Annotated in this window: 25 protein-coding genes; 15 read left to right on the top strand and 10 right to left on the bottom strand. The window is 71.2% G+C overall.

Annotated elements, in window-relative coordinates:
* Positions 1–6: 6 nt before the first annotated feature.
* The gene (locus EDF28_RS03805; RefSeq protein WP_123937220.1) at positions 7–1,017 is read right to left on the bottom strand and encodes an aldo/keto reductase family protein; all 1,011 of its coding nucleotides are present in this window, start codon (positions 1,015–1,017) and stop codon (positions 7–9) included.
* Between the two features lie 378 nt (positions 1,018–1,395).
* Between EDF28_RS03805 and EDF28_RS03800 the strand changes: the two genes are divergently transcribed.
* Entirely contained in the window at positions 1,396–2,388 is a 993-nt protein-coding gene (locus EDF28_RS03800; RefSeq protein ID WP_123937219.1) for an SDR family oxidoreductase, read from the top strand.
* 91 nt (positions 2,389–2,479) lie between these two features.
* Here EDF28_RS03800 and rocD read toward each other — a convergent pair whose 3' ends face one another.
* Together rocD and ddaH are read right to left on the bottom strand one after the other, a co-directional pair.
* Positions 2,480–3,709 carry an ornithine--oxo-acid transaminase gene (rocD, locus tag EDF28_RS03795; RefSeq protein ID WP_123937218.1) on the bottom strand — a complete coding sequence of 410 codons (1,230 nt, stop codon included), beginning with the start codon at positions 3,707–3,709 and terminating at the stop codon, positions 2,480–2,482.
* Positions 3,709–4,611, bottom strand: coding sequence for a dimethylargininase (ddaH, locus tag EDF28_RS03790; RefSeq protein WP_123294534.1), 903 nt, complete (start codon positions 4,609–4,611; stop codon positions 3,709–3,711). Before ddaH ends, rocD begins: the two co-directional genes overlap by 1 nt.
* 246 nt (positions 4,612–4,857) lie before the next feature.
* On the opposite strand from ddaH, the gene EDF28_RS03785 reads away from it, so the two are divergent.
* From EDF28_RS03785 to EDF28_RS03770, 4 genes are read left to right on the top strand one after another with little or no spacing between them, the layout of a single operon-like run.
* Positions 4,858–5,295 (top strand): Lrp/AsnC family transcriptional regulator, encoded by a 438-nt coding sequence (locus EDF28_RS03785; RefSeq protein ID WP_111083794.1) that lies wholly within the window; start codon positions 4,858–4,860, stop codon positions 5,293–5,295.
* A 10-nt stretch (positions 5,296–5,305) separates the two neighbouring features.
* Positions 5,306–5,680, top strand: coding sequence for a hypothetical protein (locus tag EDF28_RS03780; protein WP_123937217.1), 375 nt, complete (start codon positions 5,306–5,308; stop codon positions 5,678–5,680).
* Positions 5,681–5,702: 22 nt separating this feature from the next.
* Positions 5,703–6,536 carry a nitroreductase family protein gene (locus EDF28_RS03775; RefSeq protein ID WP_123937216.1) on the top strand — a complete coding sequence of 278 codons (834 nt, stop codon included), beginning with the start codon at positions 5,703–5,705 and terminating at the stop codon, positions 6,534–6,536.
* Entirely contained in the window at positions 6,533–7,306 is a 774-nt protein-coding gene (locus EDF28_RS03770; protein ID WP_207895503.1) for a YqjF family protein, read from the top strand. Before EDF28_RS03775 ends, EDF28_RS03770 begins: the two co-directional genes overlap by 4 nt.
* Here the strand turns inward: EDF28_RS03770 and EDF28_RS03765 are convergent.
* A complete protein-coding gene (locus EDF28_RS03765; protein WP_123937215.1) occupies positions 7,264–7,944 on the bottom strand; it encodes a hypothetical protein in 681 nt (226 codons plus the stop codon). The two genes, EDF28_RS03770 and EDF28_RS03765, sit on opposite strands and share 43 nt — an antisense overlap.
* 100 nt (positions 7,945–8,044) lie before the next feature.
* Here EDF28_RS03765 and EDF28_RS03760 point away from each other — a divergent pair, with 100 nt between their 5' ends.
* The 4 genes from EDF28_RS03760 to EDF28_RS03745 all read left to right on the top strand — a co-directional run bounded on the left by EDF28_RS03760 (position 8,045) and on the right by EDF28_RS03745 (position 10,194).
* On the top strand, positions 8,045–9,040 hold the full coding sequence (locus EDF28_RS03760; RefSeq protein ID WP_123937214.1) for an SDR family oxidoreductase: 996 nt from the start codon (positions 8,045–8,047) through the stop codon (positions 9,038–9,040).
* Entirely contained in the window at positions 9,037–9,378 is a 342-nt protein-coding gene (locus tag EDF28_RS03755) for a hypothetical protein (RefSeq protein WP_123937213.1), read from the top strand. The genes EDF28_RS03760 and EDF28_RS03755 overlap by 4 nt, the downstream gene beginning before the upstream one ends.
* Positions 9,379–9,443: 65 nt before the next feature.
* A complete protein-coding gene (locus EDF28_RS03750; RefSeq protein ID WP_123294528.1) occupies positions 9,444–9,986 on the top strand; it encodes a dihydrofolate reductase family protein in 543 nt (180 codons plus the stop codon).
* Positions 9,987–9,996: 10 nt separating this feature from the next.
* Entirely contained in the window at positions 9,997–10,194 is a 198-nt protein-coding gene (locus EDF28_RS03745) for a hypothetical protein (protein ID WP_123937212.1), read from the top strand.
* Positions 10,195–10,209: 15 nt separating this feature from the next.
* Here EDF28_RS03745 and EDF28_RS03740 read toward each other — a convergent pair whose 3' ends face one another.
* Together EDF28_RS03740 and EDF28_RS03735 are read right to left on the bottom strand one after the other, a co-directional pair.
* The gene (locus tag EDF28_RS03740) at positions 10,210–13,782 is read right to left on the bottom strand and encodes a bifunctional proline dehydrogenase/L-glutamate gamma-semialdehyde dehydrogenase (RefSeq protein ID WP_123937211.1); all 3,573 of its coding nucleotides are present in this window, start codon (positions 13,780–13,782) and stop codon (positions 10,210–10,212) included.
* A 79-nt stretch (positions 13,783–13,861) separates the two neighbouring features.
* Positions 13,862–14,122 carry a DUF4190 domain-containing protein gene (locus tag EDF28_RS03735; protein ID WP_165918699.1) on the bottom strand — a complete coding sequence of 87 codons (261 nt, stop codon included), beginning with the start codon at positions 14,120–14,122 and terminating at the stop codon, positions 13,862–13,864.
* A 153-nt stretch (positions 14,123–14,275) separates the two neighbouring features.
* Between EDF28_RS03735 and EDF28_RS03730 the strand changes: the two genes are divergently transcribed.
* Entirely contained in the window at positions 14,276–14,752 is a 477-nt protein-coding gene (locus EDF28_RS03730) for a MarR family winged helix-turn-helix transcriptional regulator (RefSeq protein ID WP_111083786.1), read from the top strand.
* A gap of 160 nt (positions 14,753–14,912) precedes the next feature.
* Here the strand turns inward: EDF28_RS03730 and EDF28_RS03725 are convergent, their stop codons facing one another.
* The 3 genes from EDF28_RS03725 to EDF28_RS03715 are packed head-to-tail and all read right to left on the bottom strand — an operon-like array spanning position 14,913 to position 16,740.
* Positions 14,913–15,620, bottom strand: a complete 708-nt coding sequence (locus tag EDF28_RS03725; protein WP_123937209.1) for a zf-HC2 domain-containing protein — start codon at positions 15,618–15,620, stop codon at positions 14,913–14,915.
* A complete protein-coding gene (locus tag EDF28_RS03720; RefSeq protein ID WP_123294523.1) occupies positions 15,617–16,132 on the bottom strand; it encodes a sigma-70 family RNA polymerase sigma factor in 516 nt (171 codons plus the stop codon). The genes EDF28_RS03725 and EDF28_RS03720 overlap by 4 nt, the downstream gene beginning before the upstream one ends.
* Positions 16,129–16,740: a YceI family protein gene (locus tag EDF28_RS03715; protein WP_260154507.1), complete on the bottom strand. Its 612-nt coding sequence runs from the start codon at positions 16,738–16,740 to the stop codon at positions 16,129–16,131. The genes EDF28_RS03720 and EDF28_RS03715 overlap by 4 nt, the downstream gene beginning before the upstream one ends.
* Before the next feature lie 64 nt (positions 16,741–16,804).
* On the opposite strand from EDF28_RS03715, the gene EDF28_RS03710 reads away from it, so the two are divergent.
* From EDF28_RS03710 to EDF28_RS03700, 3 genes are all read left to right on the top strand, one after another.
* Complete coding sequence (locus EDF28_RS03710) at positions 16,805–17,137, top strand: hypothetical protein (protein WP_123937208.1); 333 nt, start codon at positions 16,805–16,807, stop codon at positions 17,135–17,137.
* A 109-nt stretch (positions 17,138–17,246) separates the two neighbouring features.
* Positions 17,247–18,257 carry a TerC family protein gene (locus EDF28_RS03705; protein ID WP_123294520.1) on the top strand — a complete coding sequence of 337 codons (1,011 nt, stop codon included), beginning with the start codon at positions 17,247–17,249 and terminating at the stop codon, positions 18,255–18,257.
* 71 nt (positions 18,258–18,328) lie between these two features.
* Complete coding sequence (locus EDF28_RS03700) at positions 18,329–19,186, top strand: NAD-dependent epimerase/dehydratase family protein (protein ID WP_123937207.1); 858 nt, start codon at positions 18,329–18,331, stop codon at positions 19,184–19,186.
* A 98-nt stretch (positions 19,187–19,284) separates the two neighbouring features.
* Here the strand turns inward: EDF28_RS03700 and EDF28_RS03695 are convergent, their stop codons facing one another.
* Positions 19,285–20,247, bottom strand: a complete 963-nt coding sequence (locus EDF28_RS03695; protein WP_123937206.1) for a DNA-3-methyladenine glycosylase — start codon at positions 20,245–20,247, stop codon at positions 19,285–19,287.
* Positions 20,248–20,335: 88 nt separating this feature from the next.
* Here EDF28_RS03695 and EDF28_RS03690 point away from each other — a divergent pair, with 88 nt between their 5' ends.
* Together EDF28_RS03690 and EDF28_RS03685 are read left to right on the top strand one after the other, a co-directional pair.
* Complete coding sequence (locus EDF28_RS03690) at positions 20,336–21,364, top strand: 6-phosphofructokinase (protein WP_111083779.1); 1,029 nt, start codon at positions 20,336–20,338, stop codon at positions 21,362–21,364.
* Between the two features lie 153 nt (positions 21,365–21,517).
* Positions 21,518–22,495 carry an MDR family oxidoreductase gene (locus EDF28_RS03685; RefSeq protein ID WP_123937205.1) on the top strand — a complete coding sequence of 326 codons (978 nt, stop codon included), beginning with the start codon at positions 21,518–21,520 and terminating at the stop codon, positions 22,493–22,495.
* The last annotated feature ends 49 nt before the right edge of the window (positions 22,496–22,544 follow it).

Below are 22,544 nucleotides of genomic sequence, written 5' to 3'. Positions count from 1 at the left end.
TCGGCGCTAGGCCTCGCGGGTCTTCGGGCTGCTGTCGTTGGTCTTCGCCGGGTCACGCTCGACCACGGCACCGAGGGCATCGTCGATCCGGCTGAGCAGCTCCGCCGGGATCGTGACACCGGCAGCGCCGGCGTTGTCGTGCACCTGCTCCGGACGCGACGCCCCGATGATGGCGCTCGCGACGTTCTCGTTCTGCAGTACCCAGGCGACGGCGAGCTGTGCCATTGACAGGTCGAGCTCCTGCGCGATCGGCTCGAGCTCCTGCACCGAGGACAGCACCTCGTCGCGCATGAACCGCTTGATCATGTCCGCGCCGCCCTTGTCGTCGGTGGCGCGTGAGCCCTCGGGCAGCGGCTGACCCGGCTTGTACTTGCCGGTCAGGACACCCTGGGCGATCGGGGACCAGACGATCTGCGAGATGCCGAGCTCCTTCGAGGTCGGCACCACCTCTTCTTCGATGACCCGCCACAGCGCCGAGTACTGCGGCTGGTTCGAGATGAGCTGGAACCCGAGGTCCTTGGCCAGCGCGGCACCCGCACGGAGCTGCTCCGCGGTCCACTCGCTCACGCCGACGTACAGGACCTTGCCCTGGCGCACGATGTCGGCGAAGGCCTGCATCGTCTCCTCGAGCGGGGTCTCGTGGTCGAAGCGGTGCGCCTGGTACAGGTCGACGTAGTCGGTCTGCAGGCGGCCGAGCGAGCCGTTGATCGACTCGAGGATGTGCTTGCGGGACAGCCCGGTGTCGTTGTGCCCCTTCGGCCCGGTCGGCCCGAACACCTTCGTGGCGATCTCGAGCGACTGGCGCCGCTCCCCCTTGAGGGCTTCGCCGAGGACGGTCTCCGCGCCGGTGTTGGCGTAGACGTCGGCGGTGTCGAACGTCGAGATGCCCACCTCGAGGGCGGCCTTGACGCAGGCGATGGCCGCGTCGTTCTCGACCTGGGATGCGTGGGTGAGCCAGTTGCCGTAGGTGATCTCGGAGACCTTGAGGCCCGAGTTGCCGAGGTAGCGGTACTCCATGTGCGTGTCACTCCTGTCGTGGCCGCGTCGGTGCGGCTCGACCCGTGACGGTAGTCCGCGGGTCGATGCCGGGACACAGCGGCGTTCACAAAGTTCACGCTTCGGACCCACGGGATTTAGCCGTGCCCGCGCGATGACCGAGGTTTCTCGGAATCGATGCACAAGCAGGGTATGACCGACCAATGGCTGTACGCAGCAGACGACCTTTTTCGACTCATCCCTCCGACGATCCATCTCATCGGGTTGAGTACTCGCGCGCTCAAGGGCCGTGCGACCCAGGAAACCCAACCGCATCCGCGACGTGGCCAAGCCGCCGAGGTGCAGGATCGGAGGGAAGTGGCGGCACGGAGCGGTGCCGCGGAGAGCGAGGGAGCATCCATGACCGGAGCGAGCGTGTTGTTCATCGGCGGGAGCGGCGTGATCAGCGCCTCCTGTGTGCGGGAGGCAACCGAACAGGGCCACGACGTCACGGTCCTGAACCGGGGGACCACCGGGGGCAGGCCGATCCCGGAGGGTGTGACGCGCCTCCAGGCCGATGTGTCGGACCGCAGCGCCCTGGCGGACGCACTCGGCGACCGCCACTTCGACGTGGTCGTGAACTGGATCGCCTTCACGCCGGACCAGGTGCAGGCCGACATCGGCTTCTTCGCGGGACGGACGCGGCAGTACGTCTTCATCAGCTCGGCCTCGGCGTACCAGACGCCGGCGACGCACCTGCCGATCACGGAGTCGACGCCGCTGAAGAACCCGTACTGGCAGTACTCGCGCGACAAGATCGCGTGCGAGGAACTGCTCATGGAGGCGTACCGGGAGCAGGACTTCCCGGTGACGATCGTGCGGCCGTCACACACCTACGACGAGACGAAGCTGCCGCTCACCGGTGGCTGGACTGCGGTGGCGCGGATGCGCGCCGGCAAGCCGATCATCATCACCGGTGACGGCACGTCGCTGTGGACGCTGACGCACAGCCGTGACTTCGCGGTCGGGTTCACCGGGCTGCTCGACAACGCGTCGGCGATCGGTGAGGCCTTCACGATCACGAGCGATGAGGCGCCGACGTGGAACGCCATCGCGCACGAGATCGCGGCGGCGGCGGGGGTGTCCGATCTGCAGATCGTGCACGTGCCGGCGGACGCCATCAACGCCGTGGACCCGGAGTGGGGTGCGGCGCTGCTCGGCGACAAGGCCAACAGCTCGGTGTTCGACAACAGCAAGATCCGGTCGCTCGTGCCGTGGTACCGGCCGCGGACGCCCTACCGGCAGGGTGTGCGCGAGGTCATCGCCTGGTACGAGGCCAACCCCGACGCGCAGGTCGTCGACGAGCGCCTCGATGCGCTCATGGACGAGTTGGCGGCGCGCTGGGCGGTGTGAGCCGCGCTTGGTGAGCAGAAATGGTCGGGTGCCGTGTGGCGACCCGACCATTTCTGCTCACGAAGCGCGCGCGTGGCGCCGAGCGCGCGGCTCAGGCGCGCGCGGACAGGACCGACGCGAGCGTCCCCATCGCCGTGCGCAGCTCGTCGTCGGTGACGACGAGCGGCGGGGCGAAGCGGATCGTCGAACCGTGGGTGTCCTTCACGAGCAGCCCGCGGTCGGCGAGGTCCTTCGAGATCTCCTTGCCGGTGCCGAGCGCGGGGTCGATGTCGATCCCCGCCCAGAGTCCGGCGACGCGGTGCGACACGACCCCCTTGCCGAGCAGGTCGTCGAGCAGCCCGCGCAGCAACGGTTCGCCGTCGAGGGCGCGCTGCTGGAACGTGCCCTCGCCGAGCATCGCCACGACCTCGGCGCCGACGGCAGCGGCGAGCGGGTTGCCACCGAAGGTCGAACCGTGCTCGCCAGGACGCAGCACCCCGAGGACGGAAGCCGAGCCGACGACCGCGGACACCGGCACGATGCCGCCGCCGAGTGCCTTGCCGAGCGTGATGAGGTCGGGACGGACACCAACGCGCTGCACGGCGAGGGTGTGGCCGGTGCGTCCGAGGCCGGACTGGATCTCGTCGGCGATGAACAGCGCACCGAACTCGTCGCAGACCTCCCGGACTTCCGGGAGGTACGACGCCGGCGGGATGACCACGCCGCCCTCGCCCTGGATGGGTTCGAGCAGCACGGCGACGACGGTCTCGTCCATCGCTGCGCGCAGGGCAGCGGCATCGCCGTACGGCACGGTGCGGAACCCCGGGGTGTACGGACCGAAGTCATCGCGGGCCGAGGGGTCGTCCGAGAACGAGATGATCGTGGTGGTGCGGCCGTGGAAGTTCCCGGACGCCACGATGATCGTCGCGCGGTCCGCGGGGACCCCCTTGACGCGGTAGCCCCAGGCGCGGGACACCTTGATCGCGGACTCCACGGCCTCGGCACCGGTGTTCATCGGCAGGACCATCTCGGTCTCCGTCAACGCCGCCAGTGCCGTGGCGAACGGCCCGAGCTGGTCGTTCACGAACGCACGACTCGTGAGCGTCACCCGGTCGAGCTGCGCCCGGGCGGCGTCGAGCAGCCGCGGGTTGCCGTGGCCGAAGTTCACCGCGGAGTACGCGGCGAGGCCGTCCAGGTACTGCTTGCCGTCGACATCGGTGACGGTCGCTCCGGCCCCCGACGCGATGACGACGGGCAGCGGGCTGTAGTTGTGCGCGAGGGCGCGGTCCTCGACGGCGAGCGCCGCCGCGGTGTTGACCCCGAGCGACGCTGCCGCCGACATCAGCTGACCCCGAGCGAGCGGGCGACCGAGTTGCCGGTGCCGACCGGGTGCAGGTCGAGCGTGCAGCACTTCACGCCGCCACCGCCGAGCAGCAGCTCGGAGAGGTCGACGCCGATCGGGTTGTACCCCTTCTCCCTGAGCTGTTCGGCGAACCGCACAGCCCGCGCGGCGATCACGACGTTGTACCCGTCGGAGTAGGAGTTCAGGCCGAGGATCGCAGCGTCCTCCTCCGTCGCGATGATCGCGTCCGGGAACCGCTCGCGCAGGATCGCCAGCGACGGCTCGTCGAAGGCGCTCTCCAGGTACGCGATGTTCGACCGGCCGGAAGCGTCGGGCTCCGGGTCGAGCACGGCGATGGCGGTGTCGAGGTGGTAGAAGCTCGGGTTGATGAGCTTCAGGGTGACGACCTCACGGCCGTAGATCGTCGCGAGCTCGTCGTGCGAGGTGCTGTCCGACCGGAAGCCGGTGCCCGCGAAGATCGTGTTCCCGATGAGCAGGAAGTCACCCTCGCCCTCGTTGGTCTGCTCGGGCTCGGCGACCGTCAGGCCGGCCTGACGGAACCAGTCCATGTACGCCGGGCCCTCGGGCTGGCGCTCGGGGTACTGGAACTTCGCGCCGTAGGCGATGCCGTCGAGCACGAACCCGCCGTTGGCCGCGTAGACCATGTCCGGCAGGCCGTCGATGGGGTCGATGTACGAGATGTCGAAGCCGAGCTGCTCGTACACGTCGACGAGCGTCTGCCACTGGGCGACGGCCTTCGACGTGTCGGTCGGCTCCTCCGGGTGCATCCAGGGGTTGATCCGGTAGCTCACCGTGTAGAAGTCCGGCTTGCACATCAGGATCGTCCGCTTGGTGGCGGTACGGGCCGGTGCATCGGTGGTCGAGGGTGCGGTGTTCGACATCAGTCCTCCTGAGAAGGGACCGGGGCCCGAGCCTGCCAGGAACCGAAACGGAACGAAGGAGAGGTGCTCCGGCGAGATGCAGGCTCACTCGCCGTAGCGGACCAGGTCGACGCCACGTCGATCCTGACACAGACCGTCCGGCAAGTGCAGTACCGGGAGCGAAGCGTCGTGGCACCCGTTCGGGTGACGCACGTTTCGTGCGTCCGAACCGCCGACCTCGCAAGAAGTCCGCGTACGATGGGTGCAATGGATTCGCTCGACCACCGCATCCTGGATCAACTCCGGGACAACGCCCGCGCCGGCTACGGCGACATCGGGTCGGTGGTCGGACTCTCGGCATCGGCCGTCAAGCGCCGCGTCGACCGACTCGTCGGCGATGGTGTCATCCAGGGCTTCACGATCAAGGTCGACCCCGCCGTCGAGGACCGCGGCACCGAGGCCTGGGTCGAGCTGTACTGCCGCGGCACCGTCTCCCCCGACGAGCTCCGTGCGCTGCTCGACACCGTGCCCGAGGTCATCGACGCCGGCACGGTCACGGGGAGCGCCGACGCCGTCGTGCACATGCGCTCGAAGGACCTGTCCGCGCTCGAGGAGGCGCTCGACAAGGTCCGCCTCGCGCCGCAGGTGGACCACACGCGGTCCGCGATCGTGCTCTCCAAGCTGGTCAGTCGCGACACCGCGTAACGTCCGGCAGATGGCACGGAACACGACCGGGAGGCGCGGATCACCGCCCACGGGATCGCGTCCCGCCCGTCGGCTGGTCACCGCTGCGGGCCTCGCCTACGTCGCGAACTGCCTCTGGGGCACGGCCGTCGCCGTCCGGTTGATCCGGACGAGGAAGCTCCGCGTCGTGCACCACGGCCTGTTCGTCGTGACGGCGACGCTCACCGGGGCCGCCGCGACGACGCCCTTGTGGACCCGTGACCGTTCGGCGCTGTTCCTGCTGCCCGCACTCGTCCCGCTCGCGCTCGCGCCCCGCACGAACCCGCGCTCCGGAGCACACTGGAAGATCGCGGTGGCCGCCGTGCCGTCCTACCTGGGGGCGCTGTTGGTGCGGCGCCGACCGTGACCACGAGACACGAGGGGAAGCAGTGGAGCTCTTCGAGGCCATCCGACGCCGACGGACCACGAACGGGGCGTTCCTGCCCGACCCGGTGTCCGAGGGGCACCAACGGCTGCTCATGGAGCTCGCCGGCCGGGCCCCGTCCCAGCTGAACAGCCAACCGTGGCGGTTCGTGCTGGTCGAGGAGCGCGACACGATCGACCGGGTCGCCGCGATCAGCGGCAGCTCGATGACCCGCACCATGGCCGAGGGGACGTTCTTCGAGCGGTACAAGCCGTACTTCCGGTTCTCGAAGGCCGAGATGGACGAGCGGCGCGACGGCATGCTGTTCGACAAGCTGCCCGGGCCGCTCCGGCCGTTCACGAAGCAGGTGTTCACGAAGCGTGGGCAGCTGCTCATGAACACCCTCCGCGTGCCGCAGAGCCTGGGTGAGGAGAACCGGAAGCTCGTCGCCGGGTCGCCGCTGCTGCTCGGCGTGATGCTCGACCGCCACGAGTACCGGCAGCAGGAGCTGTCCGGCTTCTACTCCGTGTTCAGCATGGGCGCGGCGATGGAGAACATCTGGCTCGCGACGACCGAGCTCGGGCTGGGGATCCAGTTCGTGTCCTTCCCGATGGAGACCCCGGGCGCCTGGGCGGAGATCGAGGGGCTGCTCCGGGTGCCCGAGTCGCTCGAGCTCATGGCCGTCTACCGGATCGGGTACCTACCGCCCGAACGGCGCCGCCCCGCGATCGACTGGACGTCGAGCGAGCGGAAGCGGCCATCGCAGTACGTGTTCCGCGGCACCTGCGACACCCCGCAGCAGGGGTGGGACGACGCGCCCGTCGCGGGCCACATCGAACCGGAGGCGACCACATCGTGACCGACACCCGACCCACCCAGAGTGCCCCGGGCCTCCCGGGAACCGCCCCCGGCCTGCCGGGCCGCCCCTGGATCTCGCAGGACTGGCTCGACGTCGTCTTCGTGCACTGGCGCGTCGACGTGTCGGCGGTGGCCCCGCTGCTGCCAGCCGGAACGCGACCCGACACGATGGCGCTCGACGGGACGGACGACGGGGTGACCACCTGGGTGGGCCTCATCGGGTTCCGGTTCGAGGACACCCGGTTCCCGCCCCTCGGGGCGCTGGGGCGGACCGGCTCGATCGGCGACTTCGTCGAGGTGAACGTCCGCGTCTACACGGTCGACGAGCAGGGCCAGCACGGTGTCGTGTTCCTGTCGCTCGACGCCGGCAAGCTGCTGCCGACCCTCGGCGCACGCGTGGCCACCGGACTGCCCTACTGGTGGGCGGACGCCGAGTCGCGGAGCGGCGACGGCCGCGTCGGGTACGCGATGCGGCGGCACGGGACGCACCTGCGGTCGATGCTAGACGTCCGCGTGGGCGAGGTACTGGACGAGCCAGGGCTGCTCGAGACGTTCCTGACCGCGCGGTGGGGCATGCACGTGCACCGGGCCGGGCGGACCCGGTTCTGGCCGAACGAGCACGACGCGTGGCCGTTGCACCGGGCCTCGGTGGTGTCGTTGCGGGACGACCTGGTCGGCGCTGCGGGGCTGCCGTTCGGGTTGACGGAGCTCGAGCCGGACTCGGTGCTCTACTCGGCGGGGGTCACGACGCGGTTCGGTCGGGGGCGCTGAGGCCGAGCTCGAGCTCGAGCTCGTCGCGGCGCCCGGGCGGCTGCCCGGAACTGGTGAATGGCAACGACGGCACCGAACAGTCCGAAGAAGGACCCGCCGATCCAGGCGACGGTCCGGTACTCCGGGAGGTCGGGCACGGTGAACCCGATCACGGCGAGGGTCGTGCAGATCACCGCCACCGACGCCGAGGCCCACGCGACGACGAGGTGGTCGATGCGCGGGACGATGCGCGCGAACCGGAACGCCATCGGGATCCCGGCGATCGCGCCGAACACCAGGCCGGATGGAGTCCCGACCACCAGGCTCGCCACCGCGACGACCGCCGCGCTCGTCACTGCCACCACCACCCGGGTGACGTGGCAGCGCCACGAGGCCGCACGCGTCTGCTCGTCGTACGCGCGCCAGCCTGTCACGAGCAGCGCGACTGAACCCATCCCGAACACGACCGCAGCGGCGATGCCGACGACGAGCGCGAAGACGCCGCCGAAGGCGATGCCGAGGGCGACGTGCGCGGCGGCGAGGAGCAGCTCGAGCACGGGGTAGAGCCAGACCTCGAGCAGCCGGTTCGGGGTGTTCAGGACCCAGCCGGGAGGGGTTTCCTCAGCGAGCTCGTCACTCTCGGGGTCTCGAGTCTCCACGTGGCCATCATGGCCGGTCGGTGTGATCGTGGTTCGGTGCCCGCCGGTCCGGGGGACACCGGCTGAGTGGTGCATGGTCGGCCGCAGGTACAAGGGAGCCATGACTCGAGTGGCAGTGGTGACCGGTGGATCCGCAGGACTGGGGCGTGCGACCGTCCGGGAGCTCGCCGCGCGGGGGTGGGACGTCGCCGTCCTCGCCCGTGGACGGGACGGCGTCGACGCCGCGGTCGCCGAGGTCGAGGCCGCGGGGCGTCGCGGGCTGGCCCTGGTCGCCGACGTGTCCGACCGCGAGGCCGTCGAGGCCGCGGCCGACCGCGTCGAGCAGGAACTCGGGCCGATCGACCTGTGGGTGAACGGCGTGATGGTCGGGGTGTTCGGAAAGTTCCTGGACACCGCGCCCGAGGACTTCGAGCGAGCGCTGCACGTCACCTACCTCGGCTTCGTCAACGGGACCCGTGCCGCGCTCTCCCGGATGGTGCCCCGCGGCCAGGGGCACGTCGTCCAGGTCGGTTCAGCACTCGGCTTCCGGGGCATCCCGCTGCAGGCCGCGTACTGCGGCGCGAAGCACGCGATCGTCGGGTTCACCGAGTCCGTCGTCTCCGAGCTGCTCGAACAGGGCAGCAAGGTGAAGGTGTCGCGGGTCGACATGCCCGCCCTGAACACGATCCAGTTCGGGTGGGTGAAGTCGAAGCTGCCGCACCACCCGCAGCCGGTCGCCCCGATCTTCCAGCCCGAGGTCGGCGCCCGCGCGATCGCTGCCGTGGCCGAGCGGCCGCGCCGTCGCACCTGGGTCGGCGAGTCGACCGTCTACACGATCCTCGGCAACCGGATCAGCGGGCGTTTCGCCGACTGGTACGCCGCCAAGACGCTCGTCTCCGGGCAGCAGGCGCCCGACAAGGACGGGCAGGAGCTGCAGGAAAACCTGTACGAGCCGGTGCCGGGCGACCACGGCGCGCACGGTGTGTTCGACGAGTCCGCGCACGCCTGGTCGCCGCAGACCTGGTGGGTGGAACACCGACGGATCGGCAACGGCATCATCGGGGCGGCACTCGGCGCGGCCGGGGCCGTCGCTCTCGTGGCCGGACGACGACGATGAGCCGCCGCGGATCGTCGGTGCGGGGTGCAGCCGTTGTCGAGCTGTGCCGGGCCGGACTCGGCCTGTGGCACCTGGGCCGAGCGGCTCGTGGTCGCGACCAGGCCGTGCTGCACGGCGTGCTCGGCGTCCGGCAGCTCGTGCAGGCCGCCCTCGTCGCACGCACGGGCTCCGGGAACGCGCACACGCTGAGCGCCGCCGTCGACGCGGTGCACGGCGTGACGATGATGCCGCTCGCCCTCGACCCACGACGCCGCGGGTTCGCCCTGCAGCAGGTGTGGATCGCCACGGTGCTCACCGTCGCCGAGGTCGCCGTCGTCGGTCGGGGCAGCCGGCGCTGACGGCTGGCGGCGCTGACGTCCGTCGGCGCTGACGCCTGTCGGGGGTGCTCGGTAGCGTCCGGGGCATGGGTACCACCTACTCCGTCGCGTCCTCGCTGGACGGCTTCGTCGCTGCACCGGACGACGACCTCGACTGGCTGCTGCAGTTCGGCTTCGAGCCGTTCCAGGAGCACCACGACCGGTTCTTCGCGGGCATCGGCGCGATCGTCATGGGCTCGACCACGTACGAGTGGCTGCTCGAGCACGACGACACGTGGGCGTACCCGGACCTGGCGACGTGGGTGTTCACCACGCGTGACCTGCCGGTGCCGGACGGCGCCGACGTGCACTTCGTGTCGGGCGAGGTCGCGGACCACCAGGCCGACCTCGAACGGGCCGCCGGCGAGCGCGACGTCTGGGTCGTCGGCGGCGGACTGCTCGCGGCGCAGTACCAGCAAGCAGGGCTGCTCGACGAGCTCCGCGTCACCGTGATGCCGGTGGCGCTCGGCGCCGGTGCGCCGCTGCTACCGGTCGCGGCACCGACCCCGGTGTTCGAGCTGGTCGGGACGACGCCGTTCACCGGCGGTGCCGTCGAGCTGCACTACCGGTCCGCAGCCACCCCGGCGTAGCGTCCGAGCCATGAGCGACAACGAGCAGACCGAGCCCGTCATGGACGGCGCCAACGAGGCCACGAACCACGAGAAGCTGCACGGCCTGATCGAACAGGTCGACCACGACCACCACGGCGAGGGCGCCGGAGCGATGGCCGACCACCTGCGTGACCGGATGGACGAGACCGGCGTCGAGGACGAAGCAGCAGGCGACACCGAGGACTGACCCGAGCCGGGGACGTCAGACGCGCAGGTCAGCGAAGTCCGCGTCGACGTCCCCGAACCGGTGCGCGGTGATCGAGACCGACTGTTCACGGATGAACGGGAGCATCTCGATCAACCCGGCCTCGACCACCGGCGCGTCGTGGATCGCGACGTCGATGCTCGCCCCGAGGGCTTCCTCGAGCGCCAGGGCATCGCCACCGATGAGCCGGATCCGTGCCCCGGGGCCGCCGAACGCCGTGTGCACGGGTCGGTCCTGCCCCTGCGCGAGCATGTCCCCGAGTGCGTCGACGGGTTCGTCGTCCTCACCACTCGTCCAGTTCGCCTGGAACACGGCGCCGGACGAAGCGCGGGCGTGGAAGTCCTGGTCGGACTCGACCAGGTGGTCGACGACGTCCAGCGGCGACCGACTCGAGGCCAGCAGCTGACTGAGCGGGCCGGGCAACGGGCGGGCGGTGCTGAGCAGGACGTGGGCGCGTGCAGCCGTGGCAGCGACGAGCGCGCGGACCAGGTCACCCGCCGAGGCGTCCTCGGCCTGCCGCACGATGACGGACTGCGGTCGGTGGCGCAGCACGTTCCGTTGCACCACGAGCCCCGTCAGGTCGTGCGAGCCGCCGTACAGCTCCTCGCGCGCACGGACGTCGCTCAGCGCACCGGCCCGCACCTGGTCGAACTCCTCGAACGACAAGCCGCTGCGTGCGGCCTCGATCACCGAGGTCACGCGCGGCGGGAGACCGTGCAGCTGGATGCTCTTGTGCACCGTGCGCGGCACCGGTTCCCACCGGCCGAGCGTCGCGACGTACATCGGTCCGCCCGCCTTCGTGCCGGTGCCCACGGACGACCGCTTCCAGCCGCCGAACGGCTGCCGGCCGACGACCGCACCGGTGATGCCGCGGTTCACGTAGAGGTTGCCGGCGCGCACGCTGGCGAGCCAGTCCGCCACCTCGTCGGCGTCGAGCGAGTGGATCCCCGCCGTCAGGCCGTAGTCCGTGCCGTTCTGGATCGCGATCGCCTGCTCGAGCGTCTCGGCGCGCATGATCCCGAGCACCGGGCCGAAGTACTCGGTCTGGTGGAAGTCGCTGCCCGGGCGGACGCCGTCGCGGATGCCGGGTGACCACAGCCGCCCGGAGTCGTCGAGGGCCGTCGGCTGCACGAGCCAGGACTCCCCCGGGCCGAGTTCGGTGAGCCCTTGCCGCAGCTTGCCCTCGGGCTCGGCGATGACCGGGCCGACCTGGGCGGTGGGGTCGTCGGGCCAGGCGACCCGGAGCGTGCGCGTGGCGTCGACGAGCTGCCGACGGAAGCGTTCGCTCTCGCCGACCGTGCCGACCAGGACGACCAGGGACGCCGCCGAGCACTTCTGGCCGGCGTGGCCGAAGGCGGACTGCACGATGTCCTGCACCGCGAGGTCGATGTCGGCGCTCGGCGTGACGACGATCGCGTTCTTGCCGCTCGTCTCGGCGCTCAGTGGCAGACCGGCGCGCCACCAGCGGAAGGATCGCGCGGTGTCGGCCGAACCGGTCAGGATGATGCGGTCGACTGCGGGGTGTCCGACGAGGTCACGGCCGAGTTCGTCCTCGGCCAGGTCGACGAGCTGCAGCAACGAGTGCGGCACGCCGGCGTCCCAGAGTACGTCGGCCAGCAGCGCACCACTGCGCTTCGCCTCGGGTGCCGGCTTGAGCACGACTCCGCTGCCCGCGGCGAGCGCCGCCAGCACCCCACCGGCGGGGATCGCGACGGGGAAGTTCCACGGCGGCACGACGACCGTCAGGCGTGGGGGGACGTAGCGGGCACCCTCGATGTCGCCGAGGCGGCGGGCGCGCTCGGCGTAGTAGTGGGCGGCGTCGACGGCTTCGGTGACCTCGGTGTCAGCCTCGGAGAACGTCTTCCCGGTCTCCGCCGCCATCACCTCGATCAGGTCGGCGCGGCGGGTCTCGAGCTCGTGCCCGATCAGGTCGAGGAGCTCGGCACGGTCGGAGGGGTCCTGCCGCCCCCAGTTGACGCCGGCCTGCGCGGTGCGGGCCACGATCCGTTCGAGCTTGGAGCGGTCGGCCACCTTGGCCCCGCGGATCGTCTGCGCGCCGAGCTGCGAGCGCGGTACCCGGCGCAGGACGTCGAGCGCCCACGCACGGTTGGCGGGGACGGCGGGGTCGGTGTCCGGGGCGTTCCGGAACGCGTCGCGCAGGACGGGCTCGCCGAGCGCCCGGTGGCGGTCCTGGGTGCGGTGCGTCGCGTGCACCGGCTGGTCGAGCGCCGCGACCGACGCCAGGTACCGGCCGTGCTCGCGGTCGAACACGCTGGCGTCGTGGTCGATGTCGGACGCCGCGGCGATGAAGTTCTCGGGGCTCGAGCTCTCCTGCAGGCGGCGGGCGAGGTACGCGATCGCGGAGTCGAACTCGTCCGGCTGGACGACGGGTGTGTAGAGCAGGATCTGTCCGACGTCGGCGCGGACGGCGTCGGCGTGCGTCGATGCCATGCCGAGCAGCATCTCGACGTCGACCGCGTCGGTCACCCCGCGGCGCTGGGCGAGGACCCACGCGGTCGCCAGGTCGAACAGGTTGTGCCCGGCGACCCCGATGCGCACGGCGTCGGTGCGCTCCGCAGTCAGCGCGGCGTCGAGCATCCGCAGGTAGGCGGAGTCGGTCTCGCGCTTGCTGCCCCAGGTCGCGAGCGGCCAGTCGTGCACGATCGCGTCGACGTGCTCCATCGCCAGGTTCGCGCCCTTGACGAGCCGCACCTTGATCGGCGCTCCACCACGGGCCCGGCGCTCCTGCGCCCACGTCGTCAGGGACTCGAGCGCCCCCGCGGCATCGGGCAGGTAGGCCTGCAGCACGATGCCGGCCTGCAGCCCCGCGAACTCGTCACGGTCGAGCAGGGTCCGGAACACCGCGAGGGTGACGTCGAGGTCGCGGTACTCCTCCATGTCCAGGTTGATGAACTTCGCCGGGCCGCCGGACGCCAGCGGAGCCGCCGCCAGCCGGTACAACGGCACGAGCCGGTCGACGATCCGCTCGACCGTCTGGTCGAACGCCCACATCGACATCTGCGGCACGACCGAGCTGACCTTGATCGACACGTAGTCGACGTCGTCGCGGGCGAGCAGGTCCATCGTCCCCTGCAGCCGGCGGTCGCTCTCGGCGCTGCCGAGCACGGCTTCGCCGAGCAGGTTCACGTTGAGCCGGGTGCCCGGCCCACCGACCTTGGCGAGCGCCGGACCGAGCTTCGCCGTGCTCGCGTCGATCACCAGATGGCCGGTCATCCGACGCAGGATCCGCCGTGCGGTGGGGATGACCGCCCACGGCGCCATCGTCGCGAACCCGCCGCCGAGCGTCACCGCGCCGCGCAGGTACCAGGCGAGGAAGTCAGGGACGTCGCGGCTGACCTGCTCGAGGTTGCGGGCCGCGACCCGGGGGTCTTCGGGGCGGATGACCTTGTCGACGAAGCTGCGCGTGAAGTCGAGGCCACGCTCGTCGCGCAGGGCCTCGGCGAGACGGGCGGCACCGGCGTCCGGCTTCGCCCCGGCGGACGCCGCCAGCCACTTGCGGACCAGCGCAACGGCGTCGTCGGTGCAGTCCTGGAGGCGGGCGCTCGGCATGCTCCGATCGTATGCCGCACCTCCGACCTCACCTTGGAGCGCGCCGCACGTCGGCTCGGAACCGTCCTGGGGGATGACGTCAGCCGAAGACCCGGATCAGTTCCGGCAGCAAGAGCAGCACCGGCAGCACCGTGAAGACGGAGATCACCGCGCCGACGACGATGCCCGTGATCGCGAGACCGCGCCCGGCCTCGCCCGTCCGCCGCAGCTGCGGCAGCGCGATGAGCCCCACGACGACCCCGCCGATCGGCACCACGAACCCCAGCACGAGCGCGATGATCGCCAGGGTGTTCGTCGGGCGGACCGGTGCGATCGGCGGCTGTGCGTACGGGTTCGTCATGCGGGTTCCTGTCTCGTCGCGCCGAGCGCTGCACGGCCCGGTCATCGTACGGGCCGTGCGGATCGCTCCGCAGCGCCCCGTTCGGGTCATCCGGACGGATGAAAGACGCGGCGGCGGGGTCGGCCGGCCGCCGCGGTGGATACGCTGGTCGGCATGTCGACGCAGGGCAACGATGGCCACGACTGGGCGACGTGGGACGCCTACCACGACGTCTGGCGACGCCTCGATCGAGCGCTCGACCAGGCCGTCCAGGCTGGCGCCGGCATCTCCATCCCCGAGTTCGAGATCCTGATCGGGCTGCAGCGCGAGCCGGACCACCGGCTGCGCGTCCGCGACATCGCCGCCGGCATCGGTTGGGAGAAGTCGCGCGTCAGTCACCAGGTCACACGGATGGTCTCCCGCGGCCTGGTCGGACGCGCCGACTGCCCGACCGACGGCCGCGGCAGCTGGGTGGAGATGACCCCCGACGGCCGCCGCGCGGTGCTCGCCGGCATCCGCGCGCACACCGGTGCGCTGGAAGACCTGTTCTGGAGGCCCGTGGGGACCGACGCGGACACCCTCCGGTCCGTCAGCGCGCGCGTCCAGGACGCGATCGGCCCCGACGTGTCGGACGAGGCCGTCTCGGGCTAGCTGCCCCCGCACCTCCGCCGAGGTTCCACGACTCGCCGCACGGGGAGCGCCGAGGTTCCACGAACGCCCCTGAGCTGCGCCCAGATGCCGAGATTTCGGAACCTCGGGGGCTCGGGGGCTCGGGGGCGGGCGGGCGGGGCCGGGCGGCGCGGCGGGGCGGCTAGAGGTCGACGACGGCGAGGGCTCCCTGTTCGCCGCGGAGCCGCACCTGCACGCTCGCGATGTCGTCGCGCGGGATGTCCGTCGACGCCGACAGCCCCTTCGCGTCCTCGCCCGCGGCCGTCCACGAGCCGACGATCTGGGCGGTGCCGTCGGACCGCACCACGACCAGGTCGTACATGACCGAGCCGTCCGCCGCCCACTCCTTGCCGCCGTACGAGCAGCCCCAGTCGAAGCGGGTGCCCCACTGTTCGCCGCTGACGGCCAGGTCGACGTCGAGTCCCTGGGCGCCGGTCATGTCGTAGCGGTCCGCAGTCGCCGATGCCGAGACGTCACGTCCGGCCTGCACCGAGCCACGGTCCCCCGCCGTGCCGACGGCGAGTCCACCCAGGACGGCAGCGACCACCGCGAGCCCCGCGGTGGCGGCGACCCAGACCCGGCGACGGCGGCGACGGTGTCGAACGCGGTGCGCGACCGAGGCGAGGGTGCTCTCGGAACCGGTGTCGGGCCTCCCGTCCGGTTCGGCGATCTCGATCGCCTGGTCGGCCGGCAGCTTGGCGAGCAGACCGGGCAGGCCGACCAGCTCGGCGACGGCGGCCGTGCAGCGGTCGCAGGTCTCCAGGTGCTGCTCGTACTCGAGCCGCTCGTCCGGGCTCAGGGACCCGAGCACGTACGCCGCGTCCCACTCTGCGTACCGGTCGTCGCTCATCGGGTCACTCCTCGTTCCTGCAGTGCGAGCCGCAGGGCTCGCAGCCCGTAGTGCAGCCGCGACTTCGCGGTGCCCTCGGGGATGTCGTGTCGTCGTGCGATCTCCGGCACCGTGTGGCCGAGCCAGTAGGCGTCCACGACCACGCGGCGGTGGTCCGGGGAGAGCGAGGCGAGCGCGTCGGCCACGACGATGCGGTCGAGCACGGCGTCGGTGCGGTCCGACTCGGCGCGGTCGACGGGGTGTTCGGTGCCGAACTCCCGGCGGTTCCGAGCTGATCGCGCGTCGTCGACGACCAGGTTCCGCGCGACCGTGAACAGCCAGGCGCGGGCGCTGTCCGGCGCGCGTTCGAGGACCGCCGGGCGCTGCCAGGCGCGGACCATGGTCTCCTGCACGACGTCCTCGACCGCCGAGCCGTCCCGCGTCAGGTGCCGGACGTACCGGGTGAGCGCGTCACCGTGCTCGCGGTACAGCGTCGCGAGCAGCTCGTCGGCGGAACGGCTCGACACGGTCACTTCTGCAGGTCGAGGGAGAACTCGACGGAGCCCTTCCCGTCCACGGTGACGAAGCCGAGCGAGGGAGCCTTCACGCCGTAGTCGGCGAAGGTGATCGGCACCGAGCCAGCGACCTGGACGGTGCCTCCCGTGCCGACCGCCACCTGCGCGTCGGCGGTGACGGCCTTCGTGACGCCGTGCAGGTCCATCGTGCCGGTCAGGGTGACGTCCTGCGTGCTGCCGTCGAGCGCCTTCGAGACGTCGACGGGCTTCGTCAGCGTGAACGTCGCCGTCGGGAACTTGTCCGTCTCCAGCGCGGTGTCCCGGAAGTAGGCGTCGCGCGCGGACTCGGGCGTGGAGATCTTCGCGACCTGGACCGTGACCGTCGCCGTCGCGAGGGAGCCGCCGTCGACCTCGGCGGTGCCCTGGTCCAGGTGCCGTCGGCGTCCGACGCGTCGAGGCTGGCCGACGACGTCGCTTCCAGGGAGGGAGCTGCGGCGGCCTGTCCGTTGACGGTGTTCGCGTAGATGGACGGACCGGCGATGACGGCGGCGGCCGCGATGACCACGACGCCGGTGGAGATGCCGATGATGACCTTGGTGCGTGTGCGGAGTCCCATACCCGGTCAACGAGGTGGCAGTCTGGATCGTTCACCGTCGACGTGACGACGATGCCGGAGGAGGTCGATGCGCCGTGGAACTGGTCATGCTGCTGGTGGCCGTCGGCGTCTCGATCGCCACGACGGTCGTCGTGCTCCGGCGCACGCGGGATGCGGGATGGGTCCGGGACGCGCAGCTGTCGATGAACGCGAGTCCGGGCTGGACGGTGGTCTCGCTGGTGTTCCACGGGCTCGGAGCCGCAGCGGGGTTCGTCATCGGTGCGGTCTTCATCAGTGGCGGCCACCCGGCGGCCGGATGGGTGTTCCTGTGCCTCGGCGGGATGCTCGGTGTGCTCGTCGGAGTACAGATCTGGGTCGCCCGACGGCCGTTCCCACCGGACCCATCGATCGACGGCCCCGGTCGCTGAACGCGGGACGCGGTCGCTCGGCGCGCGAACGTCCCCGACACTAGAGGGGACAGCACCCGAGCCCGGCCGTGCTCGAGTGCCCGCCCATCACCAGCAAGGAACGCACCAGATGCCCGAACTCCCCGTCGTGTTCGAAGTCGGCTCGCTGATCGCGATCGTCGCGATCCTGCTCGCCGACCTGCTCATCGTCGCGCGCCGGCCGCACGTGCCGACGCTGCGCGAGTCGGCGACGTGGGTGGGCGTCTACGTGGGACTCGCGCTGGTCTTCGCGGTCCTGATGCTCGTGTTCGCGGGCGGCGACTCGGCGGGCGAGTTCCTGGCCGGCTGGCTGACCGAGTACAGCCTGAGCATCGACAACCTGTTCGTCTTCGTCATCATCATGGCGCGGTTCTCGGTGCCGAAGAAGATCCAGCAAGAGGTGCTGATGCTCGGCATCATCATCGCGCTCGTGCTGCGCGGCATCTTCATCCTCGTCGGCGCCCAGCTCATCGAGAACTTCTCGTGGATCTTCTACATCTTCGGCGCCTGGCTGATCTGGACGGCGATCCAGCAGCTCCGCGGCGAGGACGATGCCGACGACCAGAAGGACAGCTTCATCGTCCGGCTGCTCCGCCGTCGCGTGCGCCTCACCGACACGTTCGACGGCATGAAGTTCCGGACCACCCACGACGGCGTGCGGCACTTCACCCCGTTGCTGATCGTGCTGATCGCCATCGGCACCACCGACCTGCTGTTCGCACTCGACTCGATCCCGGCGATCTTCGGCATCACCGAGAGCCCGTTCATCGTGTTCACCGCGAACGTCTTCGCCCTGATGGGTCTGCGGCAGCTGTACTTCCTGCTCGGTGGGCTGCTCGAGCGGCTCGTCTACCTGAAGTACGGGATCGCGGTGATCCTCGCGTTCATCGGTGTGAAGCTCGTCCTGCACGCACTGCACGACAACGAGCTGCCCTTCCTGAACGGTGGCGAGCACATCGAGTGGGCACCGGAGATCAACACCTGGGTCTCCCTGATCGTGATCATCGCCGCGATGGCGCTGTCGACCCTGGCCAGCGTCGTGCGGATGCGCCACGACGGCGTCGAGGCGAAGGACGAAGAACCCGCTCGTACCTCGGACTGACGGAAGGTGCTCTGAGCGGCAGCAGGCCGGGCGCCGGAGCGTCCACCAGCTGCCCGTGCCAAGGTCGACGGGTGCACAACAACGACACCGTCGTGATCGCCGGCTGCGGCGACCTCGGGACCGAAGCCGGCCTCCGCTTCGCGCAGCAGGGACACCACGTGATCGGCCTCCGACGTCGCGCCGAACTGGTCCCGGCGCCGATCACCGGCCGCAGCGCCGACCTGCGGCACGAGGTCCCCGAGATCCCCGCCGACACCTCCGTCGTCGTCGTGGCCTTCGCCGCGGGCAGCCGTGACGTCGACGAGTACCGCGCCACCTACGTCGACGGCCTGCGGAACGTGCTCGACGGCATCGACGCCTCGGACGCCGATCCACGCCTGCTCGTGGTGTCCTCGACCGCGGTGTACGACGTCGACGACGGCAGCGAGGTCACCGAGGACACCCCGGCGCACGGTGCGACCCCGACTGCCGAGGTCCTGGTCGAGGCCGAGGCACTGCTGCGCGACCGTGCTCCCGACGCCGTGCTCGTGCGCTTGTCCGGTGTCTACGGTCCGGGCCGCGAGCGCCTGATCGACCAGGTCCGCTCCGGTTCGGCCCGGTTGGCTCGGGGTGCCTCGCCGCACACGAACCGGATCCACCGCGACGACGCCGCCGCCGCGCTCGTGCACCTGGCGACCGTGGAGGACCCGGCACCGACGTACCTCGGCACCGACGACGAACCGAGCCGGCTCGACGACGTGCTGCGGTTCCTGGCCGACGAGGTCGGCGTTCCCGAGCCCGTCACCGGTGACGGCGGTGCCCGGCAGTCCGGTGGCGACAAGCGCTTGTTGAACGCGCTGCTCCGGTCCACCGGCTGGGCGCCGCAGTACCCGACGTTCCGCGAGGGCTACCGCGCCGTGCTGGCCGGCGAGGGCGTCCGCCACCCCTGACCCGGCGCGACACCGGTTCTCCGACAGGACACCACGTGATCACCTGGTGTCGTGTCGCGAAGAGGGTGCGGACGAAAGCGAGCCGCGGGCGCGACCGCTCAGTGCCCGCGGTGGTCCTGGATCGTGAGCCGCGGCCCGAACGACGGCTTCCGGAACCCCGAGCCGCCGATCAGCCGCACGACCCGCTCCCGGTGCCCCCGCCACGGCTCGAGCAGCTCGAGCATCCCGTCGTCGTCGACCGGTCCCCCGGTCAGCGCCCACCCGACCAGCGCGGGGACGTGGAAGTCCCCGACGCTCGGCGAATCGGGGTCGCCGTGGGAGCGCTGCGCGGTCTCGGCAGCCGTCCACTTCCCGATGCCGGGGATCGACTGGAGCCGCGCCGACACGACCGAACCGCCGCGACCGAGCGTCAGCGTCCGTTCGAGCGCCGGAGCCACACGCACCGCGCGCATCACCGTCGCCGACCGTCCGGGCTCGATGCCGGCCCTGTGCCACTCCCAGCTCGGGATCCGCGCCCACTCGTCGGCCGTCGGCGGCACCGTCAGTCCCTCCGGCGCAGGACCCGGCGCGGGCGTGCCGTACCGACGGAGCAGGTACCGCCACGCGCCCCACGCCTGCCGCGAGGTCACCTTCTGCTCCATGATCGCCGGCACGAGCATCGCGACGACGGTGTTCGTCCGGAGCAGCCGGAGTCCGGGCTGCCGGTGTCGGGCGGCAGCGAGGAACGCGTGCCCGGAGACGTCGAACCCGTCCCAGTCGTCGCCGCGACCGAGCAGCTCCGGCGCGTGCTCGACCGCCCACGCAGCGCCGTCGCCCCAGGCCGAGACCGCGATGGTGACGCCAGCCGGCCGGATCGCCACGGCAGCGGGGCCGGTGGGCGTCCGCAGGGCGAGCCACACGTCCGAGCCGACCACCTTGTAGGCGGGGTCGCCGGAGCCGCGCTGCAGGGGCCGCAGGGTCGACGTGACGTTCACCGGGCCTCCCGGTCGGTACACGGTGTCGACGCGAGACGCGTCGCCGGACGCACCAGCGGACGACGAGGCGGAGTCGAGCAGGGTCACACCGGGATGGTAATGCGCAACCACCGTCAGTCATGATGGTCGCAGTCCCCCACGACCCCCACCCGCACCACCCGACGACGGAGTTCCCATGCGCATCGGCATCCTCACCTCCGGAGGCGACTGCCCCGGTCTGAACGCGGTCATCCGCGCGATCGTTCTCAAGGGCATCGCCATCCACGGCCACGAGTTCGTCGGGTTCCGGGACGGCTGGCGCGGCGTCGTCGACGGCGACATCGTCCCGCTCGGCCGCAAGGACATCCAGGGCATCGCCAAGCAGGGCGGCACGATCCTCGGCACCAGCCGCACGAACCCCTTCGAGGGCCCGAACGGCGGCGTCGAGAACATCTCGAAGACCCTGGACCGCCACGGCATCGACGCCATCGTCGCGATCGGCGGCGAGGGCACGCTCGCCGCGGCGAAGCGCCTGACCGACGCCGGGCTGAAGATCGTCGGCGTCCCGAAGACGGTCGACAACGACCTGGGCGCCACCGACTACACGTTCGGCTTCGACACCGCCGTCGCGATCGCGACGGAAGCGATGGACCGCCTCCGCACCACCGGCGAGTCGCACTCCCGCTGCATGGTCGCCGAGGTCATGGGCCGGCACGTCGGCTGGATCGCCCTGCACTCCGGCATGGCCGCGGGCGCGCACGCGATCCTGATCCCGGAGCAGAAGACGAGCATGGAGCAGATCGCGAAGTGGGTGCGTGCCGCCTACGACCGCGGGCGTGCACCGCTCGTCGTGGTGGCCGAGGGCTTCGTCCCCGACCACGAGGACAACGCGCACACCGAGCGCGGGCTGGACGCCTTCGGCCGTCCGCGGCTCGGTGGCATCGGTGAGCGCCTCGCGCCCCTCATCGAGGAGATGACGGGTATCGAGACGCGTGCCACGACCCTCGGGCACATCCAGCGCGGTGGCACGCCGACCGCGTACGACCGGGTGCTGTCGACGCGGCTCGGCCTGGCGGCCATCGACTCGGTGGTCGAGGAACGATGGGGCCGGATGGTCGCCCTGAAGGGCACCGACATCGTGCACGTCTCGTTCGACGAGGCGCTCGGCGAGCTGAAGACGGTGCCGCAGGCGCGCTTCGACGAAGCCGCCATCATGTTCGGCTGAGGTTGGTCGGGGGCGCTGGCCGGGGCGTACCTGACCGATTCGGGCGTACCTGGTCGTTTTTTCCGGCCCGGTACGCCCGATTCCGCCAGGGATCGCGCGCGTTCTGGGAAAGAACGGACCGCCAGCCGGGAGGCCCGGGGTAGCGTCCGGCGCATGACCCGCGCCGTAGTCGTGTCCAGTTCAGCCCCGCCCACCGTCGCCGACGTCGACCTGCCCGATCCGACCGAGGGCGAAGCCCTCGTCGACGTCACGTACTCGAGCGTCAACTACAAGGACGGCCTCGCCCTCGCCAGGAACCCCGGCGTCGCGCGGGTCGACCCGCTCGTGCCCGGCATCGACGTCGTCGGCACCGTGTCGGCGCTCGGACCGGGGGTGCACGACGTGGCGATCGGCGACCGCATCGTGCTGAACGGTGCCGGACTCGGTGAGACCCGGCACGGTGGCTGGGCCCAGCACGCGGTGGTGCCGTCCGGTTCCCTCGTGGTCCTGCCCGAGGCGATCGAGGACTCGTTCGCGGCGGCGATCGGCACGGCGGGGTTCACGGCGATGCTCAGCGTGCTCGCGCTCGAACGGTTCGTCGAGCCCGGTGCAGGGCCGGTGCTCGTGACCGGAGCGTCCGGCGGGGTGGGGACGGTGGCGATCGCGCTGCTCGCCGCGCGCGGGTACGAGGTGACCGCGTCGACCGGCCGGAGCACCAACGAGGCCTCCCTCCGACGCCTCGGCGCGACCGAGGTCGTGGACCGGGGTGCCCTGTCCGAGCCCGGCAAGCCGATGCAGCGTGCCGCGTGGGCCGGGGCGGTCGACAGCGTCGGCGGGGCCACCCTGGCGAACGTGCTGGCCGGCACCCGGTGGGGTGGAGCCGTCACGGCGTGCGGGCTCGCGCAGGACTCCGCCCTGCCCACGACGGTGCTGCCGTTCATCCTGCGTGCGGTGTCGCTGCTCGGCATCAACTCGGTGGACGCCCCGCTGGAGCTCCGGCGTCGGGCGTGGGAGCGGTTGGCGACCGACCTCGACCCGGCACTGCTGGCGGGCGTCACCCGGACCGTCACCCCGGAGCAGGCGATCGAGATCGGCGCCGAGGTGGTCGCCGGTCGGGTGCACGGACGCACGGTGGTCGACGTGCGTGGCTGATGTTCTGGGATGCTGTTATTCCGCAAACGATTGCATATTGACACGTTAG

The sequence above is a fragment of the Curtobacterium sp. PhB137 genome (genome assembly GCF_003814955.1).
Taxonomy (GTDB): domain Bacteria; phylum Actinomycetota; class Actinomycetes; order Actinomycetales; family Microbacteriaceae; genus Curtobacterium.
The sequence above is the reverse complement of the archived record's forward strand: the minus strand, read 5'-3'. Positions and strand labels throughout refer to the sequence as shown.

Excerpts from the sequence above, each read along its gene's own strand:
- EDF28_RS03690 (WP_111083779.1), top strand. The coding sequence starts at position 20,336 with ATGCGCATCGGCATCCTCACCTCCGGAGGCGACTGCCCCGGTCTGAAC.
- EDF28_RS03800 (WP_123937219.1), top strand. The coding sequence starts at position 1,396 with ATGACCGGAGCGAGCGTGTTGTTCATCGGCGGGAGCGGCGTGATCAGC.
- EDF28_RS03780 (WP_123937217.1), top strand. The coding sequence starts at position 5,306 with ATGGCACGGAACACGACCGGGAGGCGCGGATCACCGCCCACGGGATCG.
- EDF28_RS03735 (WP_165918699.1), bottom strand. The coding sequence starts at position 14,122 with ATGACGAACCCGTACGCACAGCCGCCGATCGCACCGGTCCGCCCGACG.
- EDF28_RS03755 (WP_123937213.1), top strand. The coding sequence starts at position 9,037 with ATGAGCCGCCGCGGATCGTCGGTGCGGGGTGCAGCCGTTGTCGAGCTG.
- EDF28_RS03750 (WP_123294528.1), top strand. The coding sequence starts at position 9,444 with ATGGGTACCACCTACTCCGTCGCGTCCTCGCTGGACGGCTTCGTCGCT.
- EDF28_RS03730 (WP_111083786.1), top strand. The coding sequence starts at position 14,276 with ATGTCGACGCAGGGCAACGATGGCCACGACTGGGCGACGTGGGACGCC.
- EDF28_RS03685 (WP_123937205.1), top strand. The coding sequence starts at position 21,518 with ATGACCCGCGCCGTAGTCGTGTCCAGTTCAGCCCCGCCCACCGTCGCC.
- EDF28_RS03760 (WP_123937214.1), top strand. The coding sequence starts at position 8,045 with ATGACTCGAGTGGCAGTGGTGACCGGTGGATCCGCAGGACTGGGGCGT.
- EDF28_RS03705 (WP_123294520.1), top strand. The coding sequence starts at position 17,247 with ATGCCCGAACTCCCCGTCGTGTTCGAAGTCGGCTCGCTGATCGCGATC.
- EDF28_RS03785 (WP_111083794.1), top strand. The coding sequence starts at position 4,858 with ATGGATTCGCTCGACCACCGCATCCTGGATCAACTCCGGGACAACGCC.
- ddaH (WP_123294534.1), bottom strand. The coding sequence starts at position 4,611 with ATGTCGAACACCGCACCCTCGACCACCGATGCACCGGCCCGTACCGCC.
- EDF28_RS03740 (WP_123937211.1), bottom strand. The coding sequence starts at position 13,782 with ATGCCGAGCGCCCGCCTCCAGGACTGCACCGACGACGCCGTTGCGCTG.
- EDF28_RS03745 (WP_123937212.1), top strand. The coding sequence starts at position 9,997 with ATGAGCGACAACGAGCAGACCGAGCCCGTCATGGACGGCGCCAACGAG.
- rocD (WP_123937218.1), bottom strand. The coding sequence starts at position 3,709 with ATGTCGGCGGCAGCGTCGCTCGGGGTCAACACCGCGGCGGCGCTCGCC.
- EDF28_RS03805 (WP_123937220.1), bottom strand. The coding sequence starts at position 1,017 with ATGGAGTACCGCTACCTCGGCAACTCGGGCCTCAAGGTCTCCGAGATC.
- EDF28_RS03725 (WP_123937209.1), bottom strand. The coding sequence starts at position 15,620 with ATGAGCGACGACCGGTACGCAGAGTGGGACGCGGCGTACGTGCTCGGG.